The organism is Saccharomonospora piscinae (assembly GCF_005862235.1).
GTDB lineage: Bacteria > Actinomycetota > Actinomycetes > Mycobacteriales > Pseudonocardiaceae > Saccharomonospora > Saccharomonospora piscinae.
This window is the reverse complement of sequence record NZ_VCEK01000003.1, coordinates 311,323-328,382: the sequence shown is the minus strand read 5'-3', so window position 1 is coordinate 328,382 and position 17,060 is coordinate 311,323. Positions and strand designations below refer to the sequence as shown.

Here is a 17,060-nt window from a genome sequence, read left to right as displayed (position 1 = left end):
TAGCCGTGTCCGCAGCTCCCGTAGCCGTGTCCGCAGCTCCCGTAGCCGTGTCCGCAGCTCCCGTAGCCGTGTCCGCAGCCTGCGGTGCGGACACGGCTACACAACTTGCGGACACGGCTACGCAGGCTGCGGACACGGCGGTCAGGGGCGGGTGAGGCGGAGCTTCGGCTTGTGTTCGAGATTCGACAGCCCGTTCCAGGCCAGGTTCACCAGGTGGGCGGCCACCTCGTCGCGCTTGGGTTTCCTCGCGTCGAGCCACCACTGTCCGGTCAGCGCCACCATGCCGACGAGCGCCTGCGCGTACAGGGGCGCCAGCTTGCCGTCGTAGCCCCGGGCCGAGAACTCCTGCGCCAGCACATACTCCACCTGGCTCGCGATATCGTTGAGCAGCGTGGAGAACGTGCCGGTGGAGCTGGCCACCGGCGAGTCGCGCACCAGGATGCGGAAGCCGTCGTGGGAGTCCTCGACATATCGCAGCAGCGCGACCGCGGCCTGTTCGAGCAGTTCGCGCGGATGCCCTCCGTGCAGCGTCGACACCATCCGGTCGAGCAGCAGGCGCGTCTCGCGGTCGACCACGACCGCGTAGATGCCCTCCTTGCCCCCGAAGTGTTCGTACACCACGGGTTTCGACACGTTGGCGCGATGGGCGATCTCCTCGACGGAGCTACCGTCGAAGCCCTTCTCCGCGAACAGCGACCGCGCGACGTCGAGCAGTTGCTGCCTGCGCTCGGCGCCTGTCATCCGTACGCGGGTCGCCGGGGGGTCGGAACCCGTCCCGGCGACCGCGGCGCGTTTCGCTCGTCGTCTCGCGGCCACCGGGGCAGCCTAGTCCGGTGGCCGCGAGCGTACGTGTCGGTACACGGTGCGCCTCGCTCGTCAGTGTTCGGCGACCGTGAGTTTCTGCAGGCGCGTGGGCGTGGGCCAGCGGACGTTGTACGCCCAACCCAGCTTCTCGAAGATCCAGATCGTGCGGGCGGAGATGTCGATCTGACCGCGCTTGACACCGTGCCGAGCAGAGGTGGGGTCGGCGTGGTGGAGGTTGTGCCAGGACTCGCCGAACGAGAAGATCGCCAGTGGCCAGAAGTTGGCCGAGCGGTCCCTGGCACCGAACGGGCGCTCGCCGATCATGTGGCAGATGGAGTTCACCGACCAGGTCACGTGGTGCAGGACGCAGACCCGCACGAGCCCGGCCCAGAAGAACGCGGTGAGCGCGCCCCACCACGACCAGGTGATGAGCCCGCCCAGCACGGCGGGGAGGACGAAGGTCGCCAGGGTCCACACCGGGAACAGCTTGTCGACCCTGCGCATGGCCGGGTCCTTGATCAGGTCAGGGGCGAAGCGCTCGACGTTGCTCACGTCGCGCTCGAACAACCAGCCCATGTGGGCGTGCCAGAAGCCCTTTGCCAGCGCCACCGGCGACGTGCCGAACAGCCACGGGGAGTGCGGGTCGCCCTCCTTGTCCGAGAAGGCGTGGTGGCGCCGGTGGTCGGCGACCCAGGTGATCAGCGGGCCCTGTACGGCCATGCTGCCCGCGATGGCCAGTAACACCCGCATCCACGGCTTCGCCTTGAACGACCCGTGGGTGAAGTAGCGGTGGAACGACACGGTGATACCGAGTCCGGTGAAGGCGTAGAAAAAGACGAACAACCCGACATCGATCCAGGTCAGCCCCCATCCCCATGCGAAGGGAACGGCGGCGGCGAGCGCTACCAGTGGGGCGACGACGCCGAAGTACACCGAGAACTGCACTCCGGCCGAGCGCTTTCCGTCGAGGATGGGTTTGGGGCCTTTCGCGGGCTTGGCCGCGGGTCCGTCGAGGGTGGCCGTCATGGTCTCACTTCTCTCCACAGGTGACGACATGCGCAGGAAAGGCGGACCTTACCTACGTTTCCGTAAGTTACGGTACAGGAGGTTTCCCCGCACGGGGAGAGGCACCAACGGGGCACTGCCGCCCCTCGATCACTACCCGATTCCGTAGTGGCTATCCTGACCAGGCGCGATCCGCCGTAGTGTAATTGGCAGCACTTCAGATTTTGGTTCTGACAGTCCAGGTTCGAGCCCTGGCGGCGGAGCGAAGGTTGCTCCTGACGTGCCTGGAGAGGCCTGAAGGGGGTGTGGGGCGGCTGCACGAGGAAGGCTGGGACCAGGAACGACACCTGGCGTACGGGGACATGTCCGACGCCTGGGTGCTGGGCCGCGCGCGTGAGCTGATCGCCACGGTTCAGCGCACCGACCGCGCCGAGCAGTTCCGGGTCGCCGAGACCCTCGACGATCTCTTGACCGAGACCCGCCGCCGTGGCGAACCCGTGCTCGTGGCGCAGCTCCTGCGCGCCGCCGCGTTGGCCCGGCTCGTCACCCGAGGGCTGGCCGACGACGCCGAGCCGCTGCTCGACGAGATGCTCGCCCACACCAAACGGCACGGGCTGGCGCTGCTGCGCGCGGACGCGCATGCGCTGCGCGGCAGGCTGCTCGTCCTCAAGGAGCAGGAGGACTCGGCACTCACCGAGATCGCGCGAGCCCTCGCGCTGCTCGACGACCTGCCCGCACCGGAGGTCCACTACGGCAGGCGGATGTGGGACCGGCTGCTGTCCTCCGCGCTCAACGACTGCTGGATCGTGCTGAACCAGCTGGGCGTGTACGAGGCGGCCGAGGAGGTCATCGCGCGCGCCCACCAGGCGATCCGCGACAGCGCCGGCCCGCACGAGATCACCCTGCAGCTCATGAACCGCGTGAAGATGCTGCTCGGCTGGGGGCTGCGGTTGGAGCGGGTGGGCCGCGGCGAGGACGCGAGCGAGAAGTTCCGTACGGCGGCGTCGATGACGATCGCCGTGGAGGCGCCGTTCGCCGAGTCGCTGTTCCCCCGCAGGCCGGGAATCCCCGCCGTGGAGCAGGTGGGAGTGCTGGCGGCGGCGCTGGCACTGGCGACACCGGCCGCGGCGCACGTGGATCGCCTGCGCAGGCTCGTGGCCGAGCAGGGCTACCCGCACGAGAAGCTGCTGGTCACCATCGCACTGTCCCGGTGTCTCGTCGCCGATGGCAGGCGGACGGAGGCCACGGAAGCCCTGCTCGACGCTCGCCAGACCGAGGCCGAGGACACCTCGCAGCCGTCGATGCGGCTGAACCTCATCCGGGAGCTGACCAACGCGGCGCTGCCGGACGAGCCGTCCCCGGAACGGGAGGCCACCGGGCTACTCACCGACTACGCGAGCGCGCTGGAGGGCGAACTGTGGTCGATGCGCGAGTCGCAGATCGCGACGCTGAACACCCGCCGCGAGCACGAGCGCCTTTCCGCCGAGCACGGCGCGATCACGCAGCAGGCGATGCAGGACCCGCTCACCGGGCTGCCGAACCGCCGCGCGCTGGACGAGCGCCTCCGCACTCTCGCGACGTCGACCTCGTCCGAGCCGCTGTCGGTGGCGCTGGTGGACCTGGACGGATTCAAGGACGTCAACGACCAGCACTCGCACGCCGAGGGCGACGCGGTGCTGCGGGTGGTCGCGAGCACGCTGCGCGACGCGCTGCGCAGTGACGACATCGTGGCCCGCTACGGCGGTGACGAGTTCGTCATCCTGCTGCCCGGCGCGCCCCGCTCGGCTGCGACCCAGGCGCTGACCAGGGCGGTGCGGGCGGTCTCGTCGCTGCCGCGGCACCTGTCGCACGGTGTGACGCTGTCGGTGGGACTCGTGTGCCTGCGTGCGCAGGAGAGCGCCGAGGAGGTGCTGTCCCGCGCCGACGCGGCGATGTACCAGGCGAAGCGGCGCGGCGGAGACCAGATCACGTCCAGTTTGTCGGAAGAGGACGGTGCCGACAGCGCCGATGGCGCCTCCGACAGGGCGGAGGAGCGGCGTGGCGCCACCCACTCGCAGGGGGCCGACCCGGCGGCGGCGCCCGGGATGCACCCGTAGGATCGTGGCCCGTCGGACAACCCCGCGATCCCGAGATCTCAGAGTTTGATGAGGAGTGCCGTGACCGGCCCGCTGAGCACCGTCATCCTGGCCGCGGGTGAGGGCACCCGCATGCGGTCGAACCTGCCCAAAGTGTTGCACCCCGTCGCGGGGCGCCCACTGGTCGAACATGCCGTCCGCGCCGCTGCGGGGTTGGACCCCAGCCGGCTCGTCGTGGTCGTCGGGCACGGCCGGGAGGCGGTGAGCGAGCATCTGCTCGGCGTGGAGAAGGCACTCGGCCTGCCCGTCACCTGCGCCGTGCAGGAGCGGCAGAACGGGACCGGTCACGCGGTGGCGTGCGGCCTGGCCGCGCTGCCCACCACCGGATCGGGCACGGTGCTGGTCACCTACGGCGACGTCCCGCTGCTCGACACCACGGCCCTGTCGGGCCTGCTGGCCGAGCACCGGGAGCGCGGGAACGCGGTGACGGTGCTGACCGCCGTCGTGGCCGACCCGACGGGATACGGGCGGATCGTGCGCGACGGAGACGGAGCGGTGACCGGCATCGTCGAGCAGAAGGACGCGGACGCCGCGCAGCGCGAGATCTCCGAGATCAATTCCGGCGTGTACGCGTTCGACGCCGCCGTGCTGGCCGACGCACTGTCCCGCCTCTCGACCGACAACGCGCAGGGCGAGCTGTACCTCACCGACGTACTCGGCATCGCGCGCGGCGACGGGCGCCCGGTCGGCGCGCTCGTGGTGGACGACCCGTGGCTCACCGAGGGAGTCAACGACCGGGTGCAGCTCTCCGCGCTGGGCGCGGAGCTGAACCGGCGCCTCGTGCGGCGCTGGCAGCGCGCGGGGGTGACGATCATCGACCCGGCGACGACGTGGCTCGACGCGGACGTGGAACTCGCGCGTGACGTGGTGATCGCCCCGAACGTGCAGCTTCACGGGCACACCACGGTGGGCGAGGGCGCGCGGCTCGGCCCGGACACGACGCTGACCGACGTCGTCGTGGGCCCCGGAGCCACGGTGGTGCGCACCCACGGCACGGACGCCGTCGTCGGCGCGGGCGCCGAGGTGGGACCGTTCGCCTACCTGCGGCCCGGCACGAAACTCGGCGAGGACGGCAAGATCGGCACGTTCGTCGAGACGAAGAAGGCCGACATCGGCAGGGGCACCAAGGTGCCGCACCTGACCTACGTCGGCGACGCGACGATCGGTGAGTACAGCAACATCGGCGCGTCGAGCGTGTTCGTGAACTACGACGGGATCCGCAAGCATCACACGGTGGTCGGCTCCCATGTGCGGACCGGCTCGGACACGATGTTCATCGCGCCCGTCACCGTGGGCGACGGCGCTTACAGTGGTGCCGGGACGGTCCTCCGCCGCGACGTCCCGCCCGGTGCTCTCGCGGTCACCGGCACGCCACAACGCAACATCGAAGGCTGGGTGACCCGGCGCAGGCCGGGCACTCCCGCGGCGGAGGCAGCGGAGAGGGCGCTCGCCGCGCAGCAGGAAACCGACACGGACGGGGAGTCGCCAGAATGAGCCCGAAATCCGGCACGCCGAAGAAGAACCTGATGCTCTTCTCCGGCCGTTCGCATGTCGAACTCGCCGAAGAGGTCGCCAAGCACCTCAACGTGACGATCACCCCGCAGACGGTGCACAGCTTCGCCAACGGCGAGATCTACGTGCGCTTCCAGGAGTCGGTGCGCGGGACCGACGCCTTCGTGCTGCAGAGCTTCTCGCCACCGATCAATGAGTGGATCATGGAGCAGCTGATCATGGTGGACGCGCTGAAGCGCGCCAGCGCCAAACGCATCACCGTGATCATGCCGTTCTACCCGTATTCGCGGCAGGACAAGAAGCACAAGGGCCGCGAGCCGATCTCGGCCAGGCTCATCGCCGACCTGTTCAAGACGGCAGGCGCCGACCGCATCATGACGGTGGATCTCCACACGGCACAGATCCAGGGCTTCTTCGACGGCCCCGTCGACCACCTGCTCGCCCAGACCGTGCTCGCGAACTACATCAACGAGACCTACGGCGACAACGACATCACGGTGGTCTCGCCCGACTCGGGCAGGGTGCGGCTGGCCGAGAAGTGGGCCGAGCAACTCGGTGACCGGCCCATCGCGTTCATCCACAAGACCCGCGACCCCGACGCCCCGAACCAGGCCGTCGCCAACCGCGTGGTCGGCAACGTGGCGGGCAGGCTCTGCGTGCTGATCGACGACATGATCGACACCGGCGGCACGATCACCAAGGCCGCCGACGCGCTCATGACCGAGGGCGCGGCCGACGTCGTGATCGCCTCCACGCACGGCATCCTGTCCGATCCCGCGTCGGAGCGCCTCGCGAACTCGCGGGTGCGCGAGGTGGTCGTGACGAACTCGCTGCCGATTCCCGACGACAAGCGGTTCCCGACGCTGACCGTGCTGTCGATCGCTCCGCTGCTGGCGCGCGCCATCCAGGAGGTGTTCGAGGACGGCTCGGTCACGAGCCTCTTCGACGGCAGCGCCTGAGCGCCCGCCCCAGCGAAGGCCACCTTCACTGCGTCTGCTGCAGCGAGGGTGGCCTTCGCGGCAACCCCGGCCCGGCGACCGGCATCGGGGTGGCCTAGACTGTGCGGGTTGTCTCGGCGAGGTGGGTGCCGCGTTCTGTCGTCGCGCCCGACGTGATCGACGCGGCGGCTTTCGAGGGCCCTCGTGTGCGTGCACGTCTGTGGACTCGCCGCCGGACAGCCGACAACATCGATCTCGATCCCACCGCAAGGAGTGCATCCCCGTGTCCGAGGTACGTCTGACGGTCGAACCACGTTCCGAGTTCGGCAAGGGCGCCGCGCGCCGCACCCGCCGCGCCGGCAAGATTCCCGCCGTGCTCTACGGCCACGGCGTCGACCCGCGGCACCTGGCACTGCCTGCCATCGAGTTCGCCCGCGTGGTCCGTGAGAACGGGCAGAACGCGGTCATCACGCTCGACGTCACGGGTGACGCGAAGGACAAGCCCACCGAGCTCGCCCTCACCAAGACCGTCACCTTCCACCCGCTGAAGAACTACATCGAGCACGTCGACCTCCTCGTCGTGCAGCGCGGTGAGAAGCTGACGGTCGACGTCCCGGTCACCGTCACCGGCCAGGCCGGTCCCGGCACGCTGGTCACGCAGGAGCTCGACACCCTGCAGGTCGAGGCGGAGGCGATGACCCTGCCCGAGCACCTGGAGATCGCCGTCGACGGCTCCGAGGCCGGCACGCAGCTGACCGCGTCGCAGGTGGCGCTGCCCAGCGGCACCACGCTGGTGACCGACCCCGAGGCGCTCGTGGTCGTGGTGTCCGAGGCGCCGACCGAGGCCGACATGGAGGCCACCGTCGACACCGAGGGTGCCGGTGTGGTCGAGGAGAAGCCCGAGACCGCCGAGAGCGCGTGACGCTCGACGGAGCAGGACACGATCGTGGAGCATGATCTGCCGGGGACCGGCGAGCAGGTGCTGCTCGCCGGTCTCGGCAATCCCGGACCTCGGTACGTCGCCAACCGGCACAACATCGGTTTCCTGGTTCTCGACGAACTCGCGGAGCGGGCTGGTGGCCGGTTCAAGGCGCACCGCAGCGGCGCCGAGGTCTGCGAGGGCCGCCTCGCGGGGCGCAGGGTCGTCCTCGCCAAGCCGCGCTCGTTCATGAACCTCTCCGGCGGCGCCGTCGTGGGAGCCGCGCGGTTCTACAAGATCGACCCCGATGGCGTCGTGGTCGTCCACGACGAACTCGACCTGCCGTACGGCTCGGTGCGGTTGAAGTTCGGCGGGGGCGCGGGCGGCCACAACGGGCTACGCTCGGTCGCGAAATCACTCGGCACGCAGGACTACTACCGCGTGCGATTCGGCATCGGGCGGCCTCCCGGTCGCATGGCCCCCGCGGACTACGTCCTGAAGGACTTCTCCGCCACCGAGCGGCGGGAACTCGCATTGAACATCGACCTGTGCGCCGACGCCGTGGAGGCGCTGGTCGCCAAGGGACTCACGGCCGCGCAGAACGAGTTCCACAGCCGCTGACGGCCCCAACGTCACCCACCAGCGTTGTTCTGACCACTCGAACGGGTCCTCACTCGCATCCCGGAGGTTTCGACTCACTCCCCGTGGCTAGCTCGTCACGTGTAGCGACGACAGTCCATTCCGGGAGAGCTCATGTCGTTCACCGCCGAGGACGTCCGTGGCGTCCAGTTCGACAACGCACCGTTCGGCCGCCGCGGGTACGCGAAGGCGGAGGTCGACGAGTTCGTCGATCGCGTCGCCCTGACGCTGGCAGGCCACGACGACATCAGCGCGGCCGAGGTACACCACGTCCGGTTCGGCCGGCCGCTGCTCGGCCGCCGCGGCTACGACGAGCAGCAGGTGGACGAGTTCCTCGACGCCGTCGAGGAACAGTTCGCGGCATCGAGGCCCCGCAGGACACCGGCACGAGCGCGAACGCGGCAACCCTGATGGAGATCACCGCAGACGACGTCGACCGCGCGTGGTTCCCGCAGGCCCCCTTCGGCACGCGAGGCTACAACCAGCTCCAGGTGGACGCGTTCCTGAGCCGCGTCGCGGCGACGCTCGACGACCGGGACTCGGTCACCGCGGCCGACGTGCGCCGGATCGCGTTCACGCTGTGCCCGCTGGGCCGCCGCGGCGGCTACGACCCCGCCGCGGTGGACACGTTCCTGCGGCTGGTGGAGAGCACACTGGCCGAGAGGGAGTCGTCGACGAGGACGAAGCCGTATCTGGCGACCGCGCTGGACCACAGCCACGCGCGCGTGCCGCTGTGGCGCAGGCTCGTCTGAGGCGCTCTCAGGCGCGGGAGTCGATCTGCTCCCGGTACTGGACCGCAGTGGCGGCGCGCTTGACCTTGCCCGACGGGGTTTTCGGCAGGCTGCCCTTCGGCAGCACCACCACCGCGTAGGGTCGCGCGTCGACGGCGTCGCGCACCCGGGCCGCGACCTCCTTGGCCAGCACGCGCTCCGCGTCGTCGTCACCCGCCACTGTGGACTCCAGCACGACCGCGAACCGTTCCCGGCGCGTTCCGGCGTCGATGCGCACGGCGACGGCGTTGCCCGCGCGGACACCGCTCACGGAACTCGCGGCGCGCTCGATGTCGGTGGGATAGACGTTGCGGCCACCGAGAATGATGACGTCCTTCTTCCGCCCGCAGATGACGAGCTGACCGTCCACGACGTACCCGATGTCACCGGTCGGGAACCAGCCGTCGGCGTCGCGCGTGTCGAGCGGACCGTCCACGGTCAGGTAGCCGGGGGACACGGCCTCTCCCCGGAGCTGGATCTCGCCGACCTCGCGCTCCCCGCGCGCACCGTCCTCGCCGAGGATGCGGGCCTCCAGCCCGGCCAGCGGGCGGCCCAGCACGGCGAAGCGGCGAACCTGGTCGGTGTCCCGCCGCGGATCGCCCTCGGGCACGGCCACGGCCTTGTCGCCCTGTTCCAGCGGGCCAGCCTCCACGACGTCCACGGTCAGCCCGGTGAACAACGGAGCGAACGACACGGCCAGTGTGGCCTCGGCGAGCCCGTAGGCGGGAAAGACGCACTCGGCAGGCATCCCGAACCGGGCGCCCGCGTCGGTGAAGCTGGCCACGGCCGTGGGGTCGATGGGCTCGGCACCGTTGAGCGCGATGCGCAGCGTCGAGAGGTCGTAGGCGTCGTCGTCGTCCACTCTGGCGAGCCTGCGGCCCACGATGGCGTAGGCGAAGTTCGGGGCCGCGGTGGTCGTGCCGCGGTAGCGGCTGATGAGCTCCGGCCACACGAGCGGGCCACTGAGGAACTCCACCGGCGTGATCTTGACGAGTTCGACGCCGAAGGTCATCGGCACGGTGAGAAAGCCGACCATGCCCATGTCGTGGAACAACGGCAACCACGACACCATCACGTCGGTGTCGAAGTCGAACTCGGCGCGCTCCACCATCGCGCTGACGTTCGAGTACAGGTTCCCGTGGGTGATCTTGACGGCTTTCGGCTCGGCCGTGGAGCCGCTGGTGAGCTGGAGCAGCGCGAGCGCGTCCTCGTCGGTGGCGACGGGTTCGGGCAGTGGCTCGGCTTCGAGCAGACCGGTGATGGTGCGGTAGGCGATGCGGTGCTCGTCGAGCACGGGGCCGACCCCGTCGAACGGCTCACCCAGGACCACGAGCGACGAGCCGATCATGCCAAGGACGCGCAGGGTGTCCTCGGCCCACTTGGCGAGGTCGGTCCGCGGGGTGGGCTGGTGCAGCATCGTCACGCTGCCACCCGCCAGCCACACGCCCTGCACCGTGGGAGCGATCAGTTCGGGAGCCCCCGCCAGGACCGCGACGGCGCCACCGGGCCGCAGGCCCGCCTCGACGAGACCGCCCGCGACCCGGCGCGCGCGCTCGTGGACCTCGAACCACGTCCGCCGCACCGGCTCCCGGGGTTCCCCGGTGACCATGCCCCGCTGCCGACCACCCGCGTTCGCGGTGGTGACCATCGTCTCCACGAACCGACTCATGGGTAAACCTTAACCTTGGCCGGTTTCACTCCAGCGCTTCGGATGTCTCCAGCCAGCGCTGCTCCAGTTCGTCCTTCTCCGCGAGCACGGCCTTGAGGTCCGCGTTGAGCCGCTGGAGCCGGTCGGGATCGGTGGCGGCCTCGGCGAGCGCCTCGTGCAGCTCGTTCTCTCTGGTGTGCACGGCGTCGAGCCTGCGCTCCAGCTTCCCCAGCTCCTTGGTGGCCGCGCGCCACTGGGCCGCGCTCAACCCCGGTGCCGTCGCGGGGGCGGCGCCCCGCTCGGCGCGGGGCTCGGCCTGGGAAGCCCTGGACGCCTTCGGCGCCGCCTCCAGCCGGTCCCTGGTGGACAGGTACTCGTCGATGCCGCCGGGCAGGTGCGTGATGCGACCGTCGCCGAACAGCGCCACCACGCTGTCGCACACGCGCTCGACGAGGTAGCGGTCGTGCGAGACGACGACGAGCGTGCCCGCCCACGAGTCGAGCAGATCCTCCAGTTGCTGGAGCGTGTCGATGTCCAGGTCGTTGGTGGGTTCGTCGAGCAGCAGTACGTTGGGTTCGGACATGAGCAGCCGCACGAGCTGCAACCGCCGCCGCTCGCCGCCGGAGAGATCGGCCACCGGCGTCCACTGCCGGGCCCGGCCGAAACCCAGTCGCTCGGCGAGCTGGGATGCCGACAGCTCCTGTTTGCCCAGACTCACCCGCGACGCGACCTTCTCGACGGCCTGCAGCACGCGAAGATCGCCCGGCAGGTCGTCGAGTTCCTGCCGCAGGTGAGCCAGCCGGACGGTCTTGCCCTCGACGCGCCTGCCGGTGACCGGATCGGCCTCACCGGCCAGCAGCCGCAGCAGCGTGGTCTTGCCGGAGCCGTTCACCCCCACGATTCCCACGCGATCGCCCGGCCCGATGCGCCACGTGGCGTGGTCGAGCAGGGTGCGCTCGCCCGCGACGGGCGAGACGTCCTCCAGTTCGAGCACGGTCTTGCCGAGCCTGCGCTTGGCGAACGCCAGCAGCTCGACCGAGTCGCGGGGGTCGGGCACGTCGGAGATCAGTGCCTCGGCCGCCTCGACGCGGTAGCGGGGCTTGGACGTACGGGCCTTGGCGCCGCGCTGGAGCCACGCGAGTTCCTTGCGCGCGAGGTTGCGGCGCTTCTCCTCGGCGGTGGCGGCGAGCCTGGCGCGCTCGGCGCGGGCGAACACCCAGTCCGCGTAGCCGCCCTCGTACTGCTCGACCCTGCCGTCGGCCACCTCCCACGTGCGACCGCAGACGGTGTCGAGGAACCAGCGATCGTGCGTGACGACGACGAGCGCGCTGCGCCGTGCGATCAGGTGCTCGGCCAGCCAGCGCACGCCCTCGATGTCGAGGTGGTTGGTGGGCTCGTCGAGCACCACGAGGTCCAGTTCGGCCACCAGCGCGGCGGCCAGCGCGACGCGTCGCCGTTCCCCGCCGGAGAGCGTGCCCGTGGGCGTGTCGAGGCCGAGGGCGGCGATGCCGAGCCCCTCGACGATCGACCGCACCCTGGCGTCGGAGGCCCACTCGTGCTCGGCGTCGTAGTCCGCGAGCACCACCCCGCCCACCGTGCTGCCCTCCGGCAGCTCGGTGCGCTGGGTGACGACACCGAGGCGGACGCCCCGCGTGTGGCTCACCCGGCCCGAGTCCGGCGTGGTGATCCCGGCCAGCACTTCGAGCAGGGTCGTCTTGCCGCCGCCGTTGAGTCCGACGACCCCGATCCGCTCGCCCTCCCCCACGCCGAGCGACACGCCGTCGAGCAGCATGCGTTCGCCGTAGGACTTGTCGACCGACTCCAGGTTGACCAGGTTGGCCATCCGCTCGTCTCGTTCCTCTCGTCAGTGGTGCTTCACTCGTCGCGCACCCGCGCTCCGGGCACGGGGCCGTGGGCGACCCGCACGGTGCGGCACACGCCCGCGCCAGCCAGCTCGGCGGCCACCCGCAACGCCGACTCACCGTCGGAGCACAGAAACGCGCACGTCGGCCCCGAACCGGACACGACGCCCGCGAGCGCGCCCGCCGTGACCCCCGCGCGCAGCGTACGGCGCAGGCCGGGCCGCAACGACACCGCCGCCGCCTGGAGGTCGTTGCCCAGCAGCAGGGCGAGCCGCCGGGGGTCGCCGGAGGCCAGCGCCTCCAGCAGCGCCTCGGGCGCCCCCACCCTCGGTGGGTCGCCGGTGGCGCGCAGCCGGTCCAGTTCCCCGAACACCTTCGGCGTGGACAGGCCGCGCTGGTCGAAGGCCAGCACCCAGTGGTAGGTGTGCCGCGAGAGCACCGGCACCAGTCGCTCGCCCCGGCCGGTGCCGAGGGCCGTGCCGCCGTAGAGCGCGAACGGGACGTCGCTGCCGAGGGTGGCGGCGATCTCGGCGAGCTCGTCGCGATGCAGATCGAGGTGCCACAGCGCCGAGCACGCCACCAGCGTCGCGGCGGCGTCGGCGCTGCCGCCGGCCATGCCCCCCGCCACGGGAATGCCCTTGCGGATCACCACCCGCACCCGGTCGGCGTCCTCCGGCCTGCCCACGTGTTCGGCCAGCGCGCGCACGGCCCGCAGGGCGAGGTTGTCGTCGCCGGTGGGCACCAGCCGTTCGCCCTCGCCCGTCACCTCGACGCCGGGCTCCCCGGTGGTGGCCGTCACCGTCACCTCGTCGGTGAGGGACAGCGCGTGGAACACCGTCGTCAGGTCGTGATAGCCGTCGTCGCGCAGGTCCCCGACCGACAACAGCAAGTTGATCTTGGACGGCACTCGCACGGTCACGGGCGGCGGTACGACGGCAAGCACGGCCACCAGCCTACTGGGCCGGGCGCGCCACCCGGACGACGTGGCCGCGCGGTGCCGCCGGTCGCGCCGGGTTCAGGCGGCGGCGTCGCGCAGGCCGAACAGCGGGGTGCTCACGTGCGCGCCCCGCTCGGCCATCCACGCGAGGGCGGCGTCGGCCCGCTGCCCCTCGACGCCCAGCCGGAATCGGGCCACCGGGGTGTCACCCAGCCGGGTCAGCCCTCCGCCGATCGTGTCGAAGTCGACGTCGAACCGCGCCGACGCCTCGGGCAGCAGGGCACCCACGGCGGCGAAACCCACCAGCACCACGTCCACAGCGCGGTCGTAGCCCGACAGCTGCGCACGCGCGGTCGCGACCCTGGGCAGCAGCGCCTCGGCGAGGGGGCTGCCCGGCTTGCCCAGCAGGGTCAGCAGCGTGCCGGACTCGACGACCCGCCCGCGGTCGAGCAGGGCCACCTCGTCGCACACGCGGCGCGCGACGTCGGCGTCGCGGGTGGTGAGCACCACGGTCGCGCCCAGCTCGGCCCTGGCCCGGTCGAGGACGGACAGCACCGCCGCCGACTCCTCACTCGCCACGCCCTCGGTCGGCTCGTCGGCGAGCAGGACGGACGGCGCCGTGGCCAGCGCTCGCGCGACAGCCACCCGCCGCTGCTGGCCCGCCGACAGTTCGGCGGGCAGCCGCGATCCCGAACGGCCGAGCCCGATCACGTCGAGCAGGGTGCCGACCCGCTGCCGCCGCTGGGCGGGGTCCAGTCCCATACGTTCCAGCGGCGCGGCGACGTTGCCCGCGACCGTGCGCTCCGACAGCAGATCCGGGTCCACGACCCCTACCTGACGCTGCGCTCCCCACAGCCGCCTGCCCGCCAGCCTGCTGGTGTCCATCCCGTCGTAGCGCACCACGCCCCGGTCGGGCCGTTCCCGCAGCGCCACGCAGCGGGCCAACGTGGACTTGCCGGCCCCGCCCGGCCCGATCAGGCCGTGCAGCGAACCGGCGCTGACGGAGAGGTTGACGTCGCGCAACGCCGTCACCGGCGTGTCGGACGAGGGGAACGACTTGCTGACGTTCTCGACAGTGATCACCACAGCTCCAGGGCAGCTCGAAGGCGCTCGTCCGGCAGAGGGACGGCGGAAGGAACGACGAGAAAGGGGCGCAGTTGTCAGGCAGACAAAGACATGCTGTGGCGACAACACGCACTGACCGTGCGGCGGCCCTGATCGACGACTCGGCGTTTCGTCAGCAGTCGGGAGCGGTACACGAGGTCCTCCATCGGGCCTGGCGTTAGCACCTGCCCCCACTCGGTGTCCGTCACGAGTGAGCGGTTGCTGCGACGTCGACGAGCCAGGTCTCTCGGTCGCTCGGGATGGATGCCCTCACAGTACAGCGGACATCGCAGTCCCGCCGCAAGCCCGTCGGTGCGAGATCACACTCTCGTCGCAGTGCGGGCGACGGCGGCGAACGCCTCGACCGACAGCCGCTCACCCCGCGCCGAGGGGTCCACTCCGGCCAGGGACAGCAGCGTGGCGGCCCGGTCGGCCGAACCCGCCCACGAGGCCAGGGCAGCCCGCAGCGTCTTGCGCCGTTGCGCGAACGCGGCGTCGACGAGAGCGAAGACGGCGTCGCGGTCGGCGTCCGCGGGTGGTGCGGTCCGTTCGAAGGCCACCAGCGCGGAGTCGACGTTGGGCACCGGCCAGAACACCGAACGCGGCACGGCGGCGACCTTGCGCGCCGTGCCGTACCACGCGATCTTCACGCTCGGCACGCCGTAGACCCGGCCACCGGGTTCGGCCGCCATGCGCTCGGCCACCTCGGTCTGGACCATCACGAGCGCGCGCCGCAGCGACGGCAACTCGGCCAGCAGGTGCAGCACCACGGGCACGGCCACGTTGTACGGCAGGTTGGCCACCAGCGACGTCGGCGGTGCGGGCAGCTCGTCGGCCCGCAGCCGCAGCGCGTCCCGTTCGAGGACGGTGAGCCGCGACGCCGCGGCGGGCAGGTGCTCGGCGACCGTCCTCGGAAGCCGGGCCGCCAGCACGGGGTCGATCTCCACCGCCGCGACCCGCGCGCCCGCGTCGAGCAGGCCGAGCGTGAGCGACCCGAGGCCGGGGCCGACCTCCAGCACCGGTTCGTCCGGCCCGACCCCGGAGCGCTCCACGATGCGCCGCACGGTGTTGGCGTCGTGCACGAAGTTCTGGCCGAGCTTCTTCGTCGGCCGCAACCCCAGCGCCGAGGCCAACCGGCGGATCTCGGCGGCGCCCAGCAGGCCCGATGTGTCGGTCACCGGACCAGCCTAGAGACCGGCGACCGACGCCCCGTTACTGAGGCAGGCCGAGCTGGGACGAGCAGTGCGGCCATGCCCCGTAGCCGCCACGGGCGTCGCGCAGCTTCGTGGCGATGGCGATCTGCTGCTCGCGGCTGGCCTCGTGCGGGTAGGCCGCGTACTGGCTGCCGCCGTAGGCGTCCCAGGTCTGCTTGTTGAACTGCAGCCCGCCGTAGTAGCCGTTGCCGGTGTTGATGGACCAGTTCCCGGTCGACTCGCACTGGGCCAGCGAGTCCCACACCGCGCCGTCGCCGATCGCGGGGACGTCGGGCTCCTTGGTGCCGACGCGCACGACCCGGTCCTCCGCCTCGGTGACGACCTCGCTCGACAGTTCCTCGCGGTCGACGACCTCGCCGTTCTCCTTCGTCACCCGGTAGGTGACGATCTTCTCGCCCGGCTTGCCCTCGTCCTCGACGACCTCGTCGCCCTTGGGGAGCTCGTCGTCGTAGATGGTCTCGACCTCGGGCTCGATGGTCTCGGTCTTCTTGACCACCGACTCGCCCGTGCGGTTGACGTGGACCTCGGCGCCGTCGGTGAGGGTGAAGTCCGCACCCTCCTCGACCTTGTCCTGCTTGCCGAGCCCGATCTTCAACTCCGCGAGCAGTTCCTCCGCGGTCACGGCGTTGGTCGTGACCTCCCGGGGGTCCTCGCCGCCGTCGAAAAGCGTGATCGTCTTCTCGGTCTTGACCTCGAGCCGCATGCCGTCGAGCGGCACCTCGCCGGACAGCGGGGCCGAGAACCAGGTACCACCGGTGCTGAGGTGGTTCAGTCCGAGCTGGCTCAGCGCCTCGCGCACCGTGGTCGCGCGCACCCAGGAGTCCCGGGACTCACCGTCGACCACGAGCGTGAACTGGCGGCCACGCTCCAGCTTGATGACACCGCCGTCGCCGACCTGGGCCTGCGGCGACGGGGAGAGGGCGTCGTGGGTGCCGACCGCGATGCCGGCGTCCTCCAGCACCTCGCCCACGGTGTCGCCGTAGCTGCGCACGGTCTGCAGCTCGCCGTCGACGTCGACGGTCACGCTCTTGTTCATCGCCAGGGCGGCGGCACCGCCACCGGTCAGCGTGATCATGACCGCGAGGACGGTGCCCCGCAGGAACCGCTTCTTCCAGGTCTTGATGGCGCTGACGAAGCCGTCCTCGCCGTCCTCGCCGGCTGCGGCCGCCTGGGGCTCGGATAACACCGAGTGCGCCGCCGCGGCCGGTGCGGCGTCGGTGGGCAGCACGATCGGCGGGAGCATCGTGGTCTCGGCGTTGATGAGCCGGATCAGCTCCTCGACGTCGACGTTCGCCTGCCGCATCAGTTCATCGGCGTCGGGGCCGAGTGCCGCGAGCACATCCTGAGGTGTGACTTCCGGCTCGGGCGAGAAATCGAGGTTGTCGGCCTCGCTCGGCCAGTCGAGCAGGGCTGTCGAGGCGCCCGGATGCCCGTCTCTGTCAGTCACAGGGTCGATCCCTTCACGTCAGTACACCGACTCCCCCAGTCAGCGCCGCCCTCGCGCCCCCGCAGGGCGCTCCCCGACGTACACCGACGTGACTGTGGGCCATGCGGGCGGCGGTCATCGTTGGAC

Annotated in this window: 15 protein-coding genes, 1 tRNA gene and 1 riboswitch; of the genes, 8 read left to right on the top strand and 8 right to left on the bottom strand. The window is 71.0% G+C overall.

Features of this window, described 5'->3' with window-relative positions; genetic code table 11:
• Nucleotides 1-141: 141 nt before the first annotated feature.
• A complete protein-coding gene (locus tag FFT09_RS12670; protein WP_024875020.1) occupies nt 142-741 on the bottom strand; it encodes a TetR/AcrR family transcriptional regulator in 600 nt (199 codons plus the stop codon).
• Nucleotides 742-876: 135 nt separating this feature from the next.
• Complete coding sequence (locus FFT09_RS12665) at nt 877-1,830, bottom strand: acyl-CoA desaturase (RefSeq protein ID WP_081191575.1); 954 nt, start codon at nt 1,828-1,830, stop codon at nt 877-879.
• A 170-nt stretch (nt 1,831-2,000) separates the two neighbouring features.
• Here FFT09_RS12665 and FFT09_RS12660 point away from each other — a divergent pair.
• The 8 genes from FFT09_RS12660 (at nt 2,001) to FFT09_RS12625 (ending at nt 8,704) form a co-directional block, all read left to right on the top strand.
• Nucleotides 2,001-2,072: transfer RNA gene (locus FFT09_RS12660), tRNA-Gln, on the top strand.
• A 99-nt stretch (nt 2,073-2,171) separates the two neighbouring features.
• Nucleotides 2,172-3,905, top strand: a complete 1,734-nt coding sequence (locus FFT09_RS12655) for a GGDEF domain-containing protein (protein ID WP_081192317.1) — start codon at nt 2,172-2,174, stop codon at nt 3,903-3,905.
• A 60-nt stretch (nt 3,906-3,965) separates the two neighbouring features.
• Nucleotides 3,966-5,438, top strand: a complete 1,473-nt coding sequence (gene glmU, locus FFT09_RS12650; RefSeq protein ID WP_138382822.1) for a bifunctional UDP-N-acetylglucosamine diphosphorylase/glucosamine-1-phosphate N-acetyltransferase GlmU — start codon at nt 3,966-3,968, stop codon at nt 5,436-5,438.
• A complete protein-coding gene (locus FFT09_RS12645; RefSeq protein WP_024875024.1) occupies nt 5,435-6,415 on the top strand; it encodes a ribose-phosphate diphosphokinase in 981 nt (326 codons plus the stop codon). Before glmU ends, FFT09_RS12645 begins: the two co-directional genes overlap by 4 nt.
• A 262-nt stretch (nt 6,416-6,677) precedes the next feature.
• Complete coding sequence (locus tag FFT09_RS12640; RefSeq protein ID WP_024875025.1) at nt 6,678-7,316, top strand: 50S ribosomal protein L25/general stress protein Ctc; 639 nt, start codon at nt 6,678-6,680, stop codon at nt 7,314-7,316.
• Between the two features lie 24 nt (nt 7,317-7,340).
• Nucleotides 7,341-7,934 (top strand): aminoacyl-tRNA hydrolase, encoded by a 594-nt coding sequence (pth, locus tag FFT09_RS12635; RefSeq protein WP_024875026.1) that lies wholly within the window; start codon nt 7,341-7,343, stop codon nt 7,932-7,934.
• A 132-nt stretch (nt 7,935-8,066) separates the two neighbouring features.
• Complete coding sequence (locus tag FFT09_RS12630; RefSeq protein ID WP_138382821.1) at nt 8,067-8,363, top strand: DivIVA domain-containing protein; 297 nt, start codon at nt 8,067-8,069, stop codon at nt 8,361-8,363.
• Nucleotides 8,363-8,704, top strand: a complete 342-nt coding sequence (locus tag FFT09_RS12625) for a DivIVA domain-containing protein (RefSeq protein WP_024875028.1) — start codon at nt 8,363-8,365, stop codon at nt 8,702-8,704. The genes FFT09_RS12630 and FFT09_RS12625 overlap by 1 nt, the downstream gene beginning before the upstream one ends.
• Nucleotides 8,705-8,711: 7 nt before the next feature.
• On the opposite strand, the gene FFT09_RS12620 is transcribed toward FFT09_RS12625, so the two are convergent.
• The 6 genes from FFT09_RS12620 to FFT09_RS12595 form a co-directional block, all read right to left on the bottom strand.
• Complete coding sequence (locus tag FFT09_RS12620; protein WP_081191578.1) at nt 8,712-10,391, bottom strand: fatty acyl-AMP ligase; 1,680 nt, start codon at nt 10,389-10,391, stop codon at nt 8,712-8,714.
• Nucleotides 10,392-10,416: 25 nt separating this feature from the next.
• Nucleotides 10,417-12,213 carry an ABC-F family ATP-binding cassette domain-containing protein gene (locus tag FFT09_RS12615; protein ID WP_138382820.1) on the bottom strand — a complete coding sequence of 599 codons (1,797 nt, stop codon included), beginning with the start codon at nt 12,211-12,213 and terminating at the stop codon, nt 10,417-10,419.
• A gap of 32 nt (nt 12,214-12,245) precedes the next feature.
• On the bottom strand, nt 12,246-13,175 hold the full coding sequence (locus FFT09_RS12610; RefSeq protein ID WP_024875031.1) for a 4-(cytidine 5'-diphospho)-2-C-methyl-D-erythritol kinase: 930 nt from the start codon (nt 13,173-13,175) through the stop codon (nt 12,246-12,248).
• 72 nt (nt 13,176-13,247) lie between these two features.
• On the bottom strand, nt 13,248-14,252 hold the full coding sequence (locus tag FFT09_RS12605; protein ID WP_138382819.1) for a methionine ABC transporter ATP-binding protein: 1,005 nt from the start codon (nt 14,250-14,252) through the stop codon (nt 13,248-13,250).
• 181 nt (nt 14,253-14,433) lie between these two features.
• Nucleotides 14,434-14,540, bottom strand: a riboswitch (SAM riboswitch).
• Between the two features lie 53 nt (nt 14,541-14,593).
• Nucleotides 14,594-15,451, bottom strand: a complete 858-nt coding sequence (gene rsmA / locus FFT09_RS12600) for a 16S rRNA (adenine(1518)-N(6)/adenine(1519)-N(6))-dimethyltransferase RsmA (protein WP_024875033.1) — start codon at nt 15,449-15,451, stop codon at nt 14,594-14,596.
• Between the two features lie 34 nt (nt 15,452-15,485).
• Nucleotides 15,486-16,934 carry a resuscitation-promoting factor gene (locus FFT09_RS12595; RefSeq protein ID WP_244231345.1) on the bottom strand — a complete coding sequence of 483 codons (1,449 nt, stop codon included), beginning with the start codon at nt 16,932-16,934 and terminating at the stop codon, nt 15,486-15,488.
• Nucleotides 16,935-17,060 lie beyond the last annotated feature (126 nt).